The following is a 15,402-nucleotide window of genomic DNA, read 5'->3' on the forward strand; positions in this document are numbered from 1 at the left end:
ACTCAACCCGACGAGCACGTCCGTCAGCGCTCCGGGCAGCGGATCGTCCGGCGGGTCCCGGTCGTCCGCCCGGGAGCCCACCGCGGCGCGGGCCTCCTCGATCAGGGCCCACCAAGTGTCCTCGTCCATCGGCAGTTGGAGGCGCGGTTGCCCGTTCGGGCCCGATCCCTCCGTCCCCCCTTTCCATTCGTGCGTGCGGTGATCCCGCACACGGCTTACGGGCGATCAGCTCGCCGGCTTCGTCGCCGGGCTCCCCGGCGCGGACGGTGACGGTGACGGTGACGGCGAGGCGGGCTTCGGGGCCACCTGGAGGCCGGTGACGTGGCCGTCGGCGGTGAGGAAGTACTGGAGTCCGGCGTAGCCGGGCGTGACCAGGATCCCCTGGGTCATCTTGGGGAGTTGGCTCGACCGAGCGAGTTCGGCGCCGTCCTGGGCCCTGCGCCACACCACCTGCTCGGTGTCGTACTTCTTGAGCCCCTGGAAGAACTTCACCGGGATGTCCGTCCCGATCAGGACGCGCTGGTCCTCGGGCCCGAGCAGGGTCGTGAAGCTGAGGGTCGTCTGGTCCTGTGTCCACGCCACCGACAGCGTGCCGTTCGACAGGTCGATTCCGGCCAGCTTGCCCGCCCCCGCGTCCATGGCGTACACGCGGTTGTTCCCGGGGTCGACCGAGACCATCGAGGGGATGAAGCTGTTCTTGCTGCCGCTGTTCGCGAACGGCTGGACGTTCGCCACCTTGGTCGAGTCGCTCTGGGAGACGGCCACGACGCTCATCGGCGTCGGGGTCGGCTTCCCGCCGTTGGTCATCGCGACGACGTAGTCGTTGATGACGGCCATCGCGGACGCGGCGGTCTGCCCGTCCTTGAGGTAGCTCACCGGTCCCCACGTGGGGTCGGGGGCGAAGGCGTTGTTCAGGTACGCGTAGCGGTAGAGCTTGGTCGCTCCCGGCAGGTAGATCTCCTGCGTGCCGTTGAGCGTCGACGTGGTGATGCGGCCGCCCATCATCTCCGGCAGCGTGACCTGGGAGAGCACCTGGAGGCTCTTCGGGTCGATCGCCACCATGATCGAGGGCGGCACGGCCGTCGGGTCGGGGCAGTTGAGGAAGGCGCTGAAGCCCTGCTCGGTGCATCCGGGCTGCCGGTTGACGGTCTTCGCGACGATCGTCCCGTCGGGCAGCGCGTCGTAGCCGTTGTACGCGGTGTCGCGCGGAGCGGAGTCCCCGGTGGGGAGCGTCGTGCGGGCGAGGACCGCGCCGGTCGCCGGGTCGATCCGGGCGATGTGGTAGCCGTAGACCACCACCAGGCTGCCGTCCGCCAGGACGTTCAGGACGCCCGGGTAGTCCCACTCGTCGGTGGCGTTGGTGTTGATGAGCACGCGCCGCCAGACCTCGTTGAAGGTCCCCGGCTCGACCCGCGAGACGAACGAGCCGGACGCGGCCGGGTTGTCGCCGTAGCCGCCGCCGTAGACGTAGAGCTCGTCGGGCCCGCGGTCCACGATGTTGTACGGCGTGGCGTAGACCTGCTGCGAAGCGTAGGCGTAGACCTGGTTGTCCGACGGGGCGCCCGCGAAGTGCGCGCACGCGTACAGGTGTGTCCGGTTGGAGTCGTGGACCTCGAAAGCGGCGATGGTCGGGTACCACGGGGCGTTGCCCTCCGCGGCCGCGCAGGACTGCTCGCCGGGGACGAGGGCGGGGTGGCCGACCAGCGGACCGCCCGCGGCCACGACGTCGGCGGGCGGGGAGCTCGCGTGCGCATCGGCCGGACGCGAGCCCGGTCCGGAGCTGGAACAGGCGCAGAGCCCGAGGAGCAGGGCCACGACGAGGGCCGTCAGCCGGGGAACGGACAACCGGTGCGGCACAGCGGGGCTCCTCGGGTTCCTCGGGCTCACCGGGTGGGATCGGCGAGCCGGCGTACGGCTCGTCCGACGCCAGGCCGCCGACCAGGCTCGCAGCGCGGCCACGAGCGGCCCGGCCGCCACGCCGGGCCGCTCACCCGGGCGGGCCTGCGGAGGGCCTGCCCGGCGTGCGAGCAGTGCTGACGGACCCGGCGGCGCAGCGGCCTCCCGTCCTCAGCCGGCCACCCGGGCCAGGCGGCGCATGATGGTCATGAGCTCGTCGGGCGGGGAGATGCTCATCGTCCGGCTCTCGGGGTCGAAGACGGTGATGGACGTCAGGGTCCCGGCCCGCCACCAGAACACCCGGGGCGAGAGGCTCCCGGGGCCGTCCTCGTAGGCGCCCAGCGCGAACTGGGCCAGGGAGTTGACGGCCTCGCCGACGTGCTCGTCGGCGAGCGGGTAGAAGACCAGGTTGTGCCGGTTCGGAACGACGACCAGCACGCCCTCGGCCGGGATCGCCGGGCCGTCGGCGGCGCGTACCGCCTCCTCCAGGACGAGCAGCTTGCTGGCGGCGAACACCGACTCGGGGTGGCCGAGGATGTGGAGGACCCCGCCGTCGGGCAGGTCGTATGTGTTGTAGTCGACCGGAGCGTTGAGCAGATTGGTGCGCGCGGCGGCCTCCAGGACGTGCCGGTCGACGAGGGCCACCTCGCGGTCGTCGAGGACGCGGATGCTCTCCGGGGTGTCCAGGGCGATGCCCGCCAGGAGGTCCGCGGCCAGCGGGCGCAGGTAGCCGAACTGCTCCCGTGCCTCGGCGGGGATCGACTCCTCGGCGACCAGCCGCAGGTACACACTGCCCAGTGGGTCCTCGGACCTGCCGTCGGACTCGCGCCGGGGCGCCTGCGGCGAGCCCCGCAGAGCGGCCGACAGGTAGTCGGAGCGCACGTCCAGCGCCCACCCGTGCACCTGGACCGCGAGAGCGGCCAGGGCCAGGACGCCGAGCGGCAGCAGGGTCCTCGGCGCCGGATCGGCGTCCAGACCCTCCCGGTACTCGACGAGCCGCGCCGCCAGGGCCTGCTCGAACGAGGGCCGGTCGTCGTCGAGGAGGACGCGCAGCAGGCGCTGGTCCGCCGTCAGGGAGGCGGCAGCGTCGAGCCGCCCGGCCGCCTCGGCGAGCTCGTCGGGCTCCGGCTTGCGCAGGGTCACCGCGGGCCAGTCGGCGGGCAGGTGCCCGCTCGCCTCGGCCAGGTAGGGGCACAGCGCGTCCATGGCGGCGAGGTCCGCCGGGTCCGACACCGACGTCAGTCGCGAGTACGGCACGCCGTCCCGGATCGCCGGTGCGTAGTCGGACCGCAGCAGCAGTCCGATGGCTCGCTCCCGCTCAGACAGCAGCCCGCTGACCAGACATATCTCGAACGCGTCGAGCCACGTCCGGGCCGTGGGGGCCTGCTCGGCGACGGCGCCGAAGGGAACGTCGTCGTTGGTGAACTTCTCGCCGATGAGCGGGAAGAGGATCTCCTGGTCGCCGTCCGGGAAGCAGCCGACGCTCAGCGCCCCCAGGGCCATCTCCGCCGCCGTCCGCAGCACGAGGCCGGAAGGGGCCTCCTCCTGGACCGGGTGCGCGACCGTACGGGCGGCGACGTGGTCGAGGAGCTCGTCCCGCAGCGCCAGCATCCGCTCCGGGGACGGGCCCTCCCGCCACATCTCGTACTGCCGGTTGTTGGTCCGCTGGACGATGCGGTCCAGAGCTTCGGCAACCCGCTGCCCGTCGACCGCGTGACGCGTGATCTCCCGCACCGCTGCCGCCCCTCCTGTTGATCTTCACTGCCGAACGGCACGCTACCAGCGGGGACCGACACCGCTCCTCGGGACGGCCCCACGGACGCCGGTCACACGCCCGTTCGTACGTGACCCCGACGGTGGGGTCGTCGCCCCCGCCCGGGACGGTGCCGGTGTAGCCGTCGAGAGCAGTGCCGGGCGGGCTGGTGCGGGTGTTCCGGTCCTGGTCGTTCACGGTGACCCTGACGCCCTGACGCCCTGACGCCCTGACCGGTGCCGACCGGTGCCGACCGGTGCCGACCGCGTAGTTGCTCGCGCTGAACTCCGGTCTGCGATAGGTGAATCCGCCCTGACCGGCGCCCGGCAGCGTGTAGGCGGCGGTGCCGTCGATGCCCCGCTGGTGGTCACCCGCAGCACGACGGTCCGAGCTGACGCCGGATCAGGCCGGGTGCGCCAATCCCCGGAGGAGCAGGTCGACCAGGCGGCGGGGGTCGTAGCGCGGGTCGCCGTCGTGGCCGATGCAGAGGTTCCCGACACCGCGCATCAGCTCGTAGGCCTCCGTGCCGGGCCGGATCTCCCCCGCGTCGGCCGCGGCTTCGAGCAACTGCGTGCAGACGGGCAGCAGGCGATCGAGGAAGTACTCGTGCAGCGCCGCGAAACCGCTGCTGTCCGACTGCAACGCGCCCGCGAGCCCGTGCTTCGTGACCAGGAAGTCGACGAAGAGGTCGATCCACCGGCGCAGCGCCGCGAAGGGCGAGCCGGCCGAGGCCAGCAGGCTCGGGCCGGCCTCGGCGCAGGCCTCCACCTGGTGGCGGTAGACGGCGACGACGAGGTCCGCCCGGGTCGGGAAGTGGCGGTACACCGTCCCCATCCCGACGCCCGCCCTGGCCGCGATCTCGCGGATCGGCGCGTCGACGCCGGATGCGACGAACACCTCGGCGGCGGCGTCGAGCAGCGTCTGCCGGTTGCGCAGCGCGTCGGCGCGCCTGCCGCGGGCGGGCGGCTCCCCGGACGGGCTTGCGATGGGTTCCACGTCTTCCTCCCGGCGGCCGTTGACAAAACGGAACAGCGCTCCGCATTCTAATCGGAGCAGCGTTCCGCTTTCAGTCTAGTGCCATGGCACCGGGCGGAGCCGAACGCTCCCGACCGCTTCCTCGCGCCGTGCCGTCCCGACGAGACCGGCTGCGGGAGGCCATCGAAGGGACCTCATCATGAGCTCACCGTCCACTCCCGTTCTCTCGGTCAGCCCCGTCACGCTGCCGGTTCCCGGCCGGGCCGTCGACCTGGAGATCCGCGTCTCCGCACCCACGACCGGCACCGACCTCCCGATCATCCTCATCTCGCACGGCCACGGCCCCTCGAACCACCTCTCCTCCCTGCACGGCTACGCCCCGCTCGCCGACTACTGGGCGGCCCACGGCTTCGCCGTCATCCAGCCGACGCACCTCAGCTCCCGAACCCTCAGCGGCACCCTCGGCCCCGACACCCCCGGAGCACCGCTCCACTGGCGGTCCCGGGCCGAGGACATGTCGCACATCCTCGACCGACTCGACGCGATCGAGGCCGTCGTCCCGCAACTCGCCGGGCGCCTGGACCACACCAAGGTCGCCGTCGCCGGTCACTCCATGGGCGGGCACACCGCGAGCCTGCTGCTGGGCGCCCGGCTCAGCGATCCGGACACCGGGGAGGAGGTGAACCTCGCCGACCCCCGGATCACGGCGGGCGTCCTGCTCGCCGCGCCCGGCCGCGGCGGCGACGCGATCACCGAGTCCTTCGCCCGGACCGCCCCGTTCTTCCTGACCACCGACTTCTCCACGATGGCGACACCCGCGCTCGTCGTCGCCGGTGACAAGGACGCCTCCACCCACCTGACCGTCCGCGGCCCCGAGTGGCACACCGACCCGTACACCCTCTCCCCCGGCCCCAAGTCGCTGCTCACCCTGTTCGACGCGGAACACGGCCTCGGCGGCATCTCGGGATACGACGTCGCCGAGACCACCGACGAGAACCCCGAGCGGGTCGCCGCGGTCCGGCACCTCACCTGGGCCTACCTCCGCACCGCGCTCTCCCCCGGCGACCCCGCCTGGCCGGACGCCCTCGACGCGCTGGCCGCCGACCCCGCCGCGCCCGGGAGCGTCGAGTCCAAGTAGGCCGTGCGATCGAGTAGTGCGGATGATCTTCCGTTGAGTAGTGTGAACCATCGCATCGTGGACGGAAGTTCGTGCGTGCAACCCGTGTGCGGTTCACGCCGCAGAGGAACTGAAAGCGAGTCACCACCAGATGCAACCGACGTTCGTACTGGTTCACGGAGCCTTCTCGAACTCCTTCTCCTTCGCCCCGCTCCAAGCCGAACTCGGCCTCCTCGGACACCGCTCGGTCGCCGTCGACCTTCCGGGCCACGGATTCGCCGCGACGTACCCGCGGGCCTACCAGGCTCCGCAGGACCTCGCAGCGCTCGCCACCACGCCCGGGGCCATCAAGGGCGTCACCCTCGCCGACAACGCCGCGCACCTCATCGGGATACTGGAGCGGGCCAAGCGCAACGGGCCCGTCATCCTCGTCTCGCACAGCCGCGGCGGCATGACGGCCACCGTCGCGGCCAACCGGCGGCCCGACCTGATCGACCGCATCGTCTACGTCTCCTCGTGGGCCCCCGTCGACCTCGCCGTCGGCGCCTACTACGCCGAGCCCGAGATGGCCACGGTCGACCTCGCGGCGATGGGCGCGGCGATGGTCGGGAACCCCGCCGAACTGGGCCTGCTGCGCTCCAACTTCCGCACCGCCGACCCGGGAGTCCTCGCGGGCTTCAAGGCGGCCTTCCTCGCCGACGGCACGGACGACGAGTTCATGGCCTTCCTCAACACGTTCCAGCCCGACGAGAACCTCGACGCCGGCACCGACGACGACCGGGCCCGGCGCGACAGCTGGGGCCGGATCCCGAGGACGTACGTCCGGCTGACCGAGGACGCCAGCCTGCCGCTCGCCGTCCAGGACCGGATGATCCGCGAGGCCGACGCACTGACGCCGGACAACCCCTACGACGTCCGCACACTCCCCGGCAGCCACCTGAAGTGGCTGGTCGACCCGGCGCCGGCGGCCCGGCTCCTGGGCGAGCTCGTCGCACTCCTGCCCGCCGAATCGTGACGGGGGCCGCGGGCCTCTGAACTCCCCGCTGCCGAAACCCGGAGGCCGTCCGCCGCGCGAATCCCCGTGCCGGCGGACGGCCTCCGGCGTCTATCGTCTCGCCCATGAGCCGCAGCACCCCGCCCCGCCCGGTCGACGTCACCGCGCACTTCCCCGAGCTCACGCCGCCGGCTCGTGTGACCGTGCGCCTCCACCCCCGCGCGGGCCGGCCGGTGGCCGAGGAACCAGGCGGCGAGGGCGACCGTGATGCCCATCGTGGCCACCCGTCGCTGGCGCTGCGCAGGAGAGTCCGGGGGCCAGACCGCCGGGTGCAGCCACATGTCGGCGATGCCCGCGACCAGGTTGGGCCAGGACTTCCAGCCCGCGCCACGGGCCTCGTCCTCCACCATCGAACCCCAGCGCTCGCGGAACGCGTCCGGGTACAGCCTGACCAGGCCCCGGGCGACGACGCTCACGCGGGGTTCACCCCCAACCGCCGGAGTCCCGCGTCCGCGACCCGGGCCATGGCGCGCAGTTCGCGCTCCAGCACCTCGCGGCCGAGGGCCGTCAGCCGCACCGGACGCTGGCGCCCCTGCCCGTCGAGCGGCTCGACCAGCCGCTTCGACTCCAGCCTGGCCAGCGCCCCGTACAGGCTGCCGGGCCGCACCATCGTCGACAGGCGCAATGATTTGACGACCACTCGGTCGACCGGCTCGCGGGACACGGCCGAGCGGGGGAAGCCCGGTCACACCGATGCCCGTCGGCGGCGCGTATACGCACCTACGCCCGGTGGGCGGCCTACCGTGCCGCCATGGCCCCAACGCTCACCGCCGCCGCCTGGCAGGGAGTCCTCGCACCCCTCGGCCACCGCGCCACGACGCCGGAGCGGCCGATGATCGCGCCCGTCCCGATCAGCCGGCCGCTCACGCGCTCCACCATGCCCCTGCCCCTCGCCCTCCCGGACGGCCGCGTGATCGGCACCGTCGAGGAACTGTGGCTCGGCAGCCGCGCCCTCATGGGGCGCGGTGTCGTCCTCGACTCCGGCTGCGCCCGGGGCCTGGCCGACGGCGGCCTGCCGGTCGACGTCGCCTTCGACCACTGCCGCGAGGTCCTGCGCTACGGCCGCCGCCCGTTCTCCTGGGCGCGGGAGTGGCTCGGCATCCGTCCCAAAGGACGTGACATCGCGGACTGGTCCGTCCACTCCGTCACCGTCGTCGACCGCCCGGTGTTCACCACCGCCCGGATCTACCCGAAGCCGGTCGCCTGAGGACGACCGGAGCGCCGGAGCCGGTTCTCGACCGGACACCCGACAAGCACGGGGCCGCGGGCCGATCGTCGGTCGATCGGCCCGCGGCCCCGTGGCCGGTCGGAGCGGCTCAGGCCTTCTTCACCACGCTGGACTTGAGCTGCATCGCGCCGAAGCCCTCGATGCGGCAGTCGATGTCGTGGCCGTCGACGCCGTCGACGAGGCGGATGTTGCGGACCTTGGTGCCCGCCTTGATGCCGGAGACGCTGCCCTTGACCTTGAGGGCCTTGACGACGGTCACGGTGTCGCCGTCTGCCAGCACGTTGCCGACCGCGTCCTTGATCACGCGCTCGCCGGTCGCCGCCGGAGCGCTCTCACCCGCGTCGGCGGGAACCCACTCGTGGCCGCACTCCGGGCAGACCATGAGGGCGTTCATCTCATACGTGTACTCGCTGGAGCACTGCGGGCACGGGGGGAGGTTGTCGCTCATGTGGTCAGGATATCCAGTCGTTCTCAGGGGTGTTTTCCGAGGTCAGCGGGTATGCGAGGGCGGGTGCGGAGGGCCGCGGCGCCGGGCGTACGTGCAGGCGCCGGCCCGTGGCGGCGGCTTCGGCGAGGAGGGTCCGGAGCGTCGGCAGGTCGACGGTCCGCGGGCCGGCGGGAGCGCCGTGGTCGTCGTACTCGGTGATGGTGAAGCGCAAGGACGGCCTTACTGCGGGATCGCGGTCGACGGGCTGAGCGGCAGGCGGACGTAGACGGTCTTGCCGCCGCCCGGCGCGGGCTGGATCTTCAGGTCGCCGCCGAGGTGACGGACGAGGTCGGCCACGTCGGCCAGGCCGCCCGTGTCACCCGCACGCGGGACGTCGGGCAGGCCCGGGTGCCCGTCGCGGGCGCCGGCTTCGAGGTGGCTGCCGGTCACGGCCAGCAACAGGTCGAAGAACGGCGAGCGCGGACCGGCGTGCCGGACCGCGTTGGTGACCAACTCGGTGAGGGCGAGGACGGCGGCGTCGTGCACGACCGTCCTGGGCGGCACGCCCCACCCCGTGAGCACGGTCACCGTGATCCGACGGCTCGCCCGGGCGGCCGACCAGGTGCTGGCCAGGCTCATCCGGTAGCTGCGGCGGTGGTCGGCGGGCCCGGCGGGCCCGGCGGGGCAGTGGTCGCGGTGCCGGCGACCGCGCCAGCGGCGGATCACCGCACGCCCTCGGCGAGTCCGGTCAACGGGAGGCTCCGGAGAGGCGGCCGGGACCCTGCCTGGCCGTGCAGGTGGGTACGGGCGAAGGCGATGGCCTCCGGCGTGCTCCCGAATACGTGCCCGTCGACGCGGAGCCGGTCGAGTACGCCGAGCGCGTCGAGGGGCCGGTGGTGCTCGTCGCGGACGCCGGAGACGAGGACGAGCGTGCCGCGCCCCCGGAGTCGGGCGATGGCGTCCCCGAGGACGGTGGCGCCGCTAGCGTCGATCGCACTGACCCGCGACATGCGGAGGATCACGACCTCGGCCTCGGCGCCCTCGGTCAGCTCCAGCAGGAAGCGGTGCGCGGCCGCGAACAGCAGCGGGCCGTCGATGCGGTAGGCGACGATGTGCTCGGCGAGCAGCGCCTGCTCCTCGTCGTGGTGGTCGGCCGGTGGAAGGTCTGCGTGCAGCGGGACCTGCTCGACCCGGGCCGCCTTCGCCACCGCGGCGAGCGCCAGGACGCCGGAGACCAGCAGGCCGACCGCGACGGCGGTGACCAGGTCGAAGGCGAGCGTGGCCGCGGCGGTGAGGACGAGGACGGCGGCCTCGCCACGCCCCGAGCGGGCGAGCGCGCTCAGCGAGCCGACCTGGACCATCCGTACTGCGGTCGCGATCAGCACCCCGGCGAGCGCGGCCAGCGGGATCCCGGCGACGAGCGGCGCGGCGGCGAAGACGATCACCGCGAGGACGGCGGCGTGGACGAGGGCCGCGAGCCTGGAGACGGCACCGGAGCGGACGTTCACGGCGGTGCGGGCGATCGCGCCGGTGGCCGCGACGCCGCCGAACAGCGGGGCCGCGAGGTTGGCGAGGCCCTGGCCGAACAGTTCGCGGTCGCTGTCGTGGCGCTCGGAGACGCTCATCGCGTCGGCGGCGGTGGCGGACATCAGGGATTCCAGCGCGGCGAGCGCGGCGACGGCCAGGGCGGAGGGCACCAGGGAGGGGACGGCCGACAGGTCGAGGAAGTCGAGCGAGGGCGCCGGGAGGCCGGCGGGCAGGTGCCCGATGGTGGCGACGGGGAGGCCGGCGAGCTCGGCGGTGACGGTCGCGGCGACGACGGCGATCAGCGAGAACGGCAGCGCGGGCCGCAGCCGGCCGCCGACGAGCATCACGGCCGCGACCGCGAGGGCCACGCCGATCGCCGCCCAGTGCGGCGCGGCGGCGAACTCGCGGGCCGCCCGCGCGGCGGCGACGGCCGGGTTGTCACCCCCGGGCTTCTTCACGCCGAGCGCGCCGGGCACCTGCTGGAGGGCGATGACGCCGGCGATGCCGAGGGTGAAGCCCTCGACGACGGGCACGGGGACGTACGCCATCCAGCGGCCGGCCCGCAGCAGGGCGAGCGCGATGAGGACCGCCCCGGCGAGCAGCCCGACGGTGAGCACGCCGCCGGTGCCGTAGCGCGCGACGATCGGGACCAGGACGACGGTCATGGCGCCCGTCGGACCGGAGACCTGGAGGTTGGATCCACCGAAGACCGCGGCGAGTGCGCCCGCGACGACGGCGGTGGCCAGTCCGGCCTCGGCGCCTGCGCCGGAGGAGATGCCGAAGCCGAGCGCGAGCGGCAGCGCGACCACGGCCACCGTGAGCCCGGCGATCAGGTCCTTGCGGGGCGAGCGGCCCATGGTCGCGAGGACCTGCCGGGTGGGCAGCACGGATCCCGTCCGATCACGGACGGCGTCGAGGACCGCGGGTACGGCCATCGTTCAGCTCTCCTTGCTCTTCTGCGGCGGTGTGTGGCAGGTCGATCCCATGGGCGGACGCGATCCACAGCAGGGTGGCGACGCGGCCGGCGTAGGCCTGGGCTCCCTCGTCGTCCCGGTCGGCGCGGGCCTGCCGCAGCGCCACGCGCGCCTGGGCCAGTTGTTCACGCAGTTCCTCGTCGAACGCTGCGGTCACAGCCGTCCACTCCCCTCCCCCGTCGTTGCCGGTCCGACGTCACGACAGCATGTATGGATATGAAGAATTTTTCAAGTCGCTGGTTTCGCATGTGATGGATTCCGACAGTAGTGATCTGTTGTGATCAGTAACGGTCAAAACGACGACCACGAAGCGCCCGGTGCCTACGCTCGGTGCGCGGTCGGCACACGGCCGGCCGCGACGCGAGAAGGTCGGGAGGACTTGTTCGGATGGCAGGGATCGAGGGCGCACTCAAGGACGCGATGGCGATCGACGGGGCGGTGGGCGTGGCCCTGGTCGATGCCACCAGCGGGATGGCGCTCGGCACGCTGGGCGAGGCCTCCGGCCTGGACCTCCAGGTCGCCGCGGCCGGCGCCACCGATGTCGTACGGGCGCAGCAGCGGGCGGCTGACGCACTCGGGCTGCTCGGGGAGAAGCTGGAGGACAGCCTGACGACGCTCACCCGCCAGTACCACCTCGTGCGCCCGCTGACGTCTCCGGGCGGGAAGGGGCTGTTCCTCTACCTGGTGCTGGAGCGGACCCGGGCGAACCTGGCGATGGCGCGGCATCAGGTGCGGCGCATCGACGAGGAGCTGGTGGTCTGAGCCGAGGGCGGGCCCTAATCCCGGGCGGGGCCCTCCGGCTGGGCGAGCAGGCCGTTCAGGAGCTCGGCCTGGCCGCTGATGACGCCGCCGAGGATGGCGCGGGCGACCCGCAGGAGCTCGGCGACCTGGGGGTTGGTGAGGCGGTAGTAGACGGTCGAACCCTCGCGACGGGCGACCACCAGGTTGGAACGGCGCAGCACGGCGAGCTGCTGGGACAGGTGGGAGGCTTCGACGCCGACCTCGGGCAACATCTCGGCGACGGCGTGCTCGCGCTCGCTCAGCAGCTCCAGGACGCGGATGCGCACGGGGTGGCCGAGGGTCTTGAAGAACTCCGCCTTCAGCTGGTACAGCGGGGCGCCCACCACGGGAGGCGGGGTGGGCGTTTCGGCGTTCACGTCGTCACCGTCTCCGTCCGGCCGATCGTCGTCGATCTCCATCGATCTTCGTCAAGGAGTTGACCTTAGCAACCGACGGGACGGACGCGCAGGTCAGCCCCGCGCGGGGCAGGTGACCCGGCCGCGCACCCGCCGCCGCCCCCAGGCACAACTCCAGGAGCGGCGGCGGGCCTGCATGCGCCCTCGCGACCATCGGGACGGACCGGACGCCGGGAACGCCCGCAGCACCACACCGGCCACGCCCGCCCGGCGCAGGCCGGGAGACACCAACCATTGCCCGCGCCGGACACGGAGCGGACGGCACGGCCGTGCGACACCGCGGTGAGATACGCGCTTCCGCGCCCTGACCTCGCATGCAGTTGACGATATTAGCAACTGCTAAGGTCGTCATGCGCCAGCCCTCCGGAAGCGGGCCGGCGCCGCCAGGCCGCCCCGGAACCGACGCCGGGGCGGCCTCTCGCGTGGGCATCCCCGGCCGACGGTCAAGTCCCCATGCCCGATGGTCATTTGAGAGGCTTTCTGCACTATCGAGTCGCCCATGGTCCAACACCGCTACTCCGGTGGCGGATCTGGCATGATCGCCCCGTTGATGCGCATCGGCACCATGTGCCCGGATCGGGACGGGCCGAGGGGGCGACCGGACCGATCCGGCTCCTTGGCCGACCTCCCGGGCGGAAGGCGAGGAAGTCCGTGTCACCGACCGGTACCCGTTCGAGCGAAGTCACGGCTCCCGCCTATCCGATGGCACGGGAATGCCCGTTCCGCATGCCCGACGGCTACGACCGGTTGCGCACGGACGGGCCCTTGTCGCGTGTGACCCTCTACGACGGCCGGGAGGTCTGGCTGGCCTCCGGGAGCGCGGAGGGACGGGCCCTGCTCCTCGATGCCCGGCTGTCCGTCGACGTCCGGCACCCTGCTTTTCCCGCTCTGACCCCGCAGTTCGCCGAGCAGTCGGCGGGCGGGTTCACGCCGCCGCTGAGCGGCGTGGACGATCCCGAGCACGCGCTCCAGCGGCGGCCCGTCATCCCCGCCTTCGGCATCCGACGGATCGCCGCGCTGCGGCCGGAGATCGAGCGGACCGCGGAGGCGCTCGTCGACGCGATGCTCGCCCGGGGGGACCGGGCCGACCTCGTCCCCGCCTACTCCCTGCCGCTCGCGTGCGCGGCCAACCTCGCGCTGCTGGGCGTCTCCGAGGAGGACGGTCACTACATCGGGACGCGCAGCCGGCGCCTGCTCTCCCCCGCCGCCGGGGACGAGGAGGGGGCGGCGCAGCGGATCCTCGACGAGATCCTCGATCGGCTGCGGGCCGTGGTCGCCCGCAAGGAGCAGCACCCCGGCACCGGGCTGATCGACGAGCTGATCGCGGGACCGGCGGCGGAGGGCGGCATGGATCGCGACCAGCTCGTCGCGCTCTGCATGGTGCTCATGGCCAGCGGGGACGACAGCACCTCCAGCACCGTCGCCGCCTCGGTGTTCGCCCTGCTGGCGCACCCGGAGCAACTCGAACGGCTGCGCGGCGAACCGGAGTCGATCCCCGGCGCGGTCGACGAGCTCACACGCCTCACGTCGGTGATCGACGTCCTGCCCCGCGTGGCCACGGCGGACATCGAGATCGCCGGGCACACGATCGAGGCGGGCGAGGGCGTCCTGATCTCGCTCATGCTGATGAACCGCGACCCCGGCGCCTGGGACGACCCCGATGCCCTGGACGTCGGCCGCCGGGCCGGGCGGCACGTCGCCTTCGGGTACGGAGTCCATCAGTGCGTGGGCCAGAACCTGGCGAGGGCGGTGACCGAGACGGCGCTGAGCGTCCTGCTGCGCCGGGTTCCGACGCTCCGGCTGGCGGTGCCCGTCGAGCAGGTGAAGGCCAATCCCCCGTACGTTCTCCAGGGCGGCATGTCCGAGCTGCCCGTCGCCTGGTAGGAGGCCCCGTGGACGTTGACGGAAGCATCGAGATCGACGCCGACAGGTGCATCGGCTCGGCCACGTGCACACGGCTCGCGCCCGACGTGTTCACCCAGGACGACGACGGTGTGGTCGAGTTACTCCCCGGCGGCGCGGCGCAGGCCGACGGCTCGCTGGTGCGGGAGGCCGCACTGGGGTGCCCCGTCCAGGCCATCACCGTCCGCGTGGGCTGAACCCGCTCGACGCGGAGGGGGGCGGCCCCGCCGTGCAACGCGGCGGGGCCGCCCCGGCAGCCCGGTCAGGCCGCGGCGCGGGCGGCCTTGGTGCGGGCGGCATCGAAGACGGCGGCCGGGTTGCCGTAGTAGATCCACGGGCCGGCGATCTCCCGGCCCGTCCCGCGGAACAGCTCCAGGGCCTGCGCCGGGCGGCCGTTCTCGATCAGGCCGTGGGCGATCCAGCCGCGCGACGGGACGATGCCGGGGTGGGCCGGGTCGGCGGCCGCGAGGTCGGCCAGGGCCGCGTCCAGGGCGGCCGTGAACCCGGCGGAGTGGTGGAGCGCGGCCGCGGACTTGTCGCGCACGACCTGCTCCCAGTACGCCCGCAGCTTCAGCACCGTCAGCAGACTGCCGGCCGGCGCGCCGGCGATCGCCCCGTCGGCGAACTCGTGCATCAACTCGTCGCTGCCGTGCCACTTCGCGCACCAGTACTGCAGCGCGGCGGTGTGCGCGCCGAAGTGGTGGGGCTCGCGGGCCACGATCTCCGCCCACAGCTCGCGGTAGCGCTCGCGCGACCAGCCCTGGCCCATCGCGATCGCCTGCTGCGCCGCCCACGGGTTCGGGTCGTCGGCCGGAGCCAGCCGGATCGCCTCGTGCGACGCCTCGCCGCCTCCTGCAGCACCTGGTGGAAGCCCATGGCCTGTTCCCGGGTCACCTCGGAGGCGTACTTCCCGGTGCGGATCTCCCACGCCCGTTTGACCAGGGCGCCGGTGTGCACCAGGGCGGCCTCGGGGCTGTCCGGCTGTTCCTTGCGCCACTGCCAGAGCCAGGTGTCATCGGTGGCCGCGAGTTCGCTGAACGGGTTCGTCCAGCTCGGAGCGCGGCACCAGGCCCGCCGCGGGCGCTTCTCGGCCCGCGTTGGCCTTGCGGTGCCTGTTCAGCCAGAGGCCCAGCCGGATGACGAGGGTGAGGAGGGTGACGATGGCGAACGGGTGGGGCATGGACCTGCTTCTCCGGGGAACCTCGCCGCACAGGTGTGCGTCCGGTGAAGATCGGATCGCCCCGGCACAGGGCCCGCGTACGGGTTTTCCGGGCAAGCCGGCGCTCCCGGCACCCTGCCCACGGGGCCCTCGGCGGGACCTCCTAGGATCAGCCCGGATCCTTCGGCGGACGC

General features: G+C 73.0%; 18 protein-coding genes. 6 read left to right on the top strand and 12 right to left on the bottom strand.

Annotation, left to right across the window (positions count from 1 at the left end; genetic code table 11):
- Positions 1-225: 225 nt before the first annotated feature.
- The 3 genes from AB0C76_RS26425 to AB0C76_RS26435 all read right to left on the bottom strand — a co-directional run bounded on the left by AB0C76_RS26425 (position 226) and on the right by AB0C76_RS26435 (position 4,636).
- A complete protein-coding gene (locus tag AB0C76_RS26425; protein ID WP_359970246.1) occupies positions 226-1,857 on the bottom strand; it encodes a hypothetical protein in 1,632 nt (543 codons plus the stop codon).
- 210 nt (positions 1,858-2,067) lie between these two features.
- Entirely contained in the window at positions 2,068-3,630 is a 1,563-nt protein-coding gene (locus AB0C76_RS26430) for an immunity 49 family protein (RefSeq protein ID WP_359970249.1), read from the bottom strand.
- Between the two features lie 421 nt (positions 3,631-4,051).
- Positions 4,052-4,636, bottom strand: coding sequence for a TetR/AcrR family transcriptional regulator (locus AB0C76_RS26435; protein WP_359970336.1), 585 nt, complete (start codon positions 4,634-4,636; stop codon positions 4,052-4,054).
- Positions 4,637-4,823: 187 nt separating this feature from the next.
- On the opposite strand from AB0C76_RS26435, the gene AB0C76_RS26440 reads away from it, so the two are divergent.
- Positions 4,824-5,762 (top strand): chlorophyllase, encoded by a 939-nt coding sequence (locus AB0C76_RS26440; protein ID WP_359970251.1) that lies wholly within the window; start codon positions 4,824-4,826, stop codon positions 5,760-5,762.
- A 130-nt stretch (positions 5,763-5,892) separates the two neighbouring features.
- A complete protein-coding gene (locus tag AB0C76_RS26445; RefSeq protein ID WP_359970254.1) occupies positions 5,893-6,756 on the top strand; it encodes an alpha/beta fold hydrolase in 864 nt (287 codons plus the stop codon).
- A gap of 451 nt (positions 6,757-7,207) precedes the next feature.
- Here AB0C76_RS26445 and AB0C76_RS26450 read toward each other — a convergent pair whose 3' ends face one another.
- The gene (locus AB0C76_RS26450; protein WP_359970257.1) at positions 7,208-7,459 is read right to left on the bottom strand and encodes a hypothetical protein; all 252 of its coding nucleotides are present in this window, start codon (positions 7,457-7,459) and stop codon (positions 7,208-7,210) included.
- Positions 7,460-7,546: 87 nt separating this feature from the next.
- Between AB0C76_RS26450 and AB0C76_RS26455 the strand changes: the two genes are divergently transcribed.
- Positions 7,547-8,002, top strand: a complete 456-nt coding sequence (locus tag AB0C76_RS26455) for a hypothetical protein (protein ID WP_359970259.1) — start codon at positions 7,547-7,549, stop codon at positions 8,000-8,002.
- A gap of 109 nt (positions 8,003-8,111) precedes the next feature.
- Here AB0C76_RS26455 and AB0C76_RS26460 read toward each other — a convergent pair whose 3' ends face one another.
- From AB0C76_RS26460 to AB0C76_RS26480, 5 genes are read right to left on the bottom strand one after another with little or no spacing between them, the layout of a single operon-like run.
- Positions 8,112-8,471 (bottom strand): zinc ribbon domain-containing protein YjdM, encoded by a 360-nt coding sequence (locus tag AB0C76_RS26460; RefSeq protein WP_359970262.1) that lies wholly within the window; start codon positions 8,469-8,471, stop codon positions 8,112-8,114.
- A gap of 4 nt (positions 8,472-8,475) precedes the next feature.
- A complete protein-coding gene (locus AB0C76_RS26465; protein ID WP_359970265.1) occupies positions 8,476-8,682 on the bottom strand; it encodes a hypothetical protein in 207 nt (68 codons plus the stop codon).
- Positions 8,683-8,690: 8 nt separating this feature from the next.
- Complete coding sequence (locus AB0C76_RS26470) at positions 8,691-9,176, bottom strand: ATP-binding protein (protein WP_359970268.1); 486 nt, start codon at positions 9,174-9,176, stop codon at positions 8,691-8,693.
- Positions 9,173-10,912, bottom strand: a complete 1,740-nt coding sequence (locus AB0C76_RS26475) for a SulP family inorganic anion transporter (RefSeq protein WP_359970271.1) — start codon at positions 10,910-10,912, stop codon at positions 9,173-9,175. The genes AB0C76_RS26470 and AB0C76_RS26475 overlap by 4 nt, the downstream gene beginning before the upstream one ends.
- Positions 10,878-11,108: a hypothetical protein gene (locus tag AB0C76_RS26480; protein WP_359970274.1), complete on the bottom strand. Its 231-nt coding sequence runs from the start codon at positions 11,106-11,108 to the stop codon at positions 10,878-10,880. The genes AB0C76_RS26475 and AB0C76_RS26480 overlap by 35 nt, the downstream gene beginning before the upstream one ends.
- Positions 11,109-11,338: 230 nt before the next feature.
- Here AB0C76_RS26480 and AB0C76_RS26485 point away from each other — a divergent pair, with 230 nt between their 5' ends.
- On the top strand, positions 11,339-11,713 hold the full coding sequence (locus AB0C76_RS26485; protein WP_359970277.1) for a hypothetical protein: 375 nt from the start codon (positions 11,339-11,341) through the stop codon (positions 11,711-11,713).
- 14 nt (positions 11,714-11,727) lie between these two features.
- Here AB0C76_RS26485 and AB0C76_RS26490 read toward each other — a convergent pair whose 3' ends face one another.
- Positions 11,728-12,075, bottom strand: a complete 348-nt coding sequence (locus AB0C76_RS26490) for a metalloregulator ArsR/SmtB family transcription factor (protein ID WP_359970339.1) — start codon at positions 12,073-12,075, stop codon at positions 11,728-11,730.
- Positions 12,076-12,921: 846 nt separating this feature from the next.
- Between AB0C76_RS26490 and AB0C76_RS26495 the strand changes: the two genes are divergently transcribed.
- Entirely contained in the window at positions 12,922-14,031 is a 1,110-nt protein-coding gene (locus AB0C76_RS26495; RefSeq protein WP_359970342.1) for a cytochrome P450, read from the top strand.
- Positions 14,032-14,039: 8 nt separating this feature from the next.
- Positions 14,040-14,246, top strand: a complete 207-nt coding sequence (locus AB0C76_RS26500) for a ferredoxin (RefSeq protein WP_359970280.1) — start codon at positions 14,040-14,042, stop codon at positions 14,244-14,246.
- Positions 14,247-14,311: 65 nt separating this feature from the next.
- Here the strand turns inward: AB0C76_RS26500 and AB0C76_RS26505 are convergent, their stop codons facing one another.
- A complete protein-coding gene (locus AB0C76_RS26505) occupies positions 14,312-14,818 on the bottom strand; it encodes a hypothetical protein (RefSeq protein ID WP_359970282.1) in 507 nt (168 codons plus the stop codon).
- Positions 14,819-15,061: 243 nt separating this feature from the next.
- Complete coding sequence (locus AB0C76_RS26510; protein WP_359970285.1) at positions 15,062-15,229, bottom strand: hypothetical protein; 168 nt, start codon at positions 15,227-15,229, stop codon at positions 15,062-15,064.
- Between the last annotated feature and the right edge of the window lie 173 nt (positions 15,230-15,402).

Origin of the sequence: Kitasatospora sp. NPDC048722 (assembly GCF_040650235.1) — a bacterium.
Taxonomy (GTDB): Bacteria; Actinomycetota; Actinomycetes; order Streptomycetales; family Streptomycetaceae; genus Kitasatospora.

Coding starts and splice junctions, on each gene's coding strand:
- AB0C76_RS26440 (WP_359970251.1), top strand. CDS start 4,824: ATGAGCTCACCGTCCACTCCCGTTCTCTCGGTCAGCCCCGTCACGCTG.
- AB0C76_RS26445 (WP_359970254.1), top strand. CDS start 5,893: ATGCAACCGACGTTCGTACTGGTTCACGGAGCCTTCTCGAACTCCTTC.
- AB0C76_RS26455 (WP_359970259.1), top strand. CDS start 7,547: ATGGCCCCAACGCTCACCGCCGCCGCCTGGCAGGGAGTCCTCGCACCC.
- AB0C76_RS26460 (WP_359970262.1), bottom strand. CDS start 8,471: ATGAGCGACAACCTCCCCCCGTGCCCGCAGTGCTCCAGCGAGTACACG.
- AB0C76_RS26475 (WP_359970271.1), bottom strand. CDS start 10,912: ATGGCCGTACCCGCGGTCCTCGACGCCGTCCGTGATCGGACGGGATCC.
- AB0C76_RS26485 (WP_359970277.1), top strand. CDS start 11,339: ATGGCAGGGATCGAGGGCGCACTCAAGGACGCGATGGCGATCGACGGG.
- AB0C76_RS26505 (WP_359970282.1), bottom strand. CDS start 14,818: ATGGGCCAGGGCTGGTCGCGCGAGCGCTACCGCGAGCTGTGGGCGGAG.
- AB0C76_RS26510 (WP_359970285.1), bottom strand. CDS start 15,229: ATGCCCCACCCGTTCGCCATCGTCACCCTCCTCACCCTCGTCATCCGG.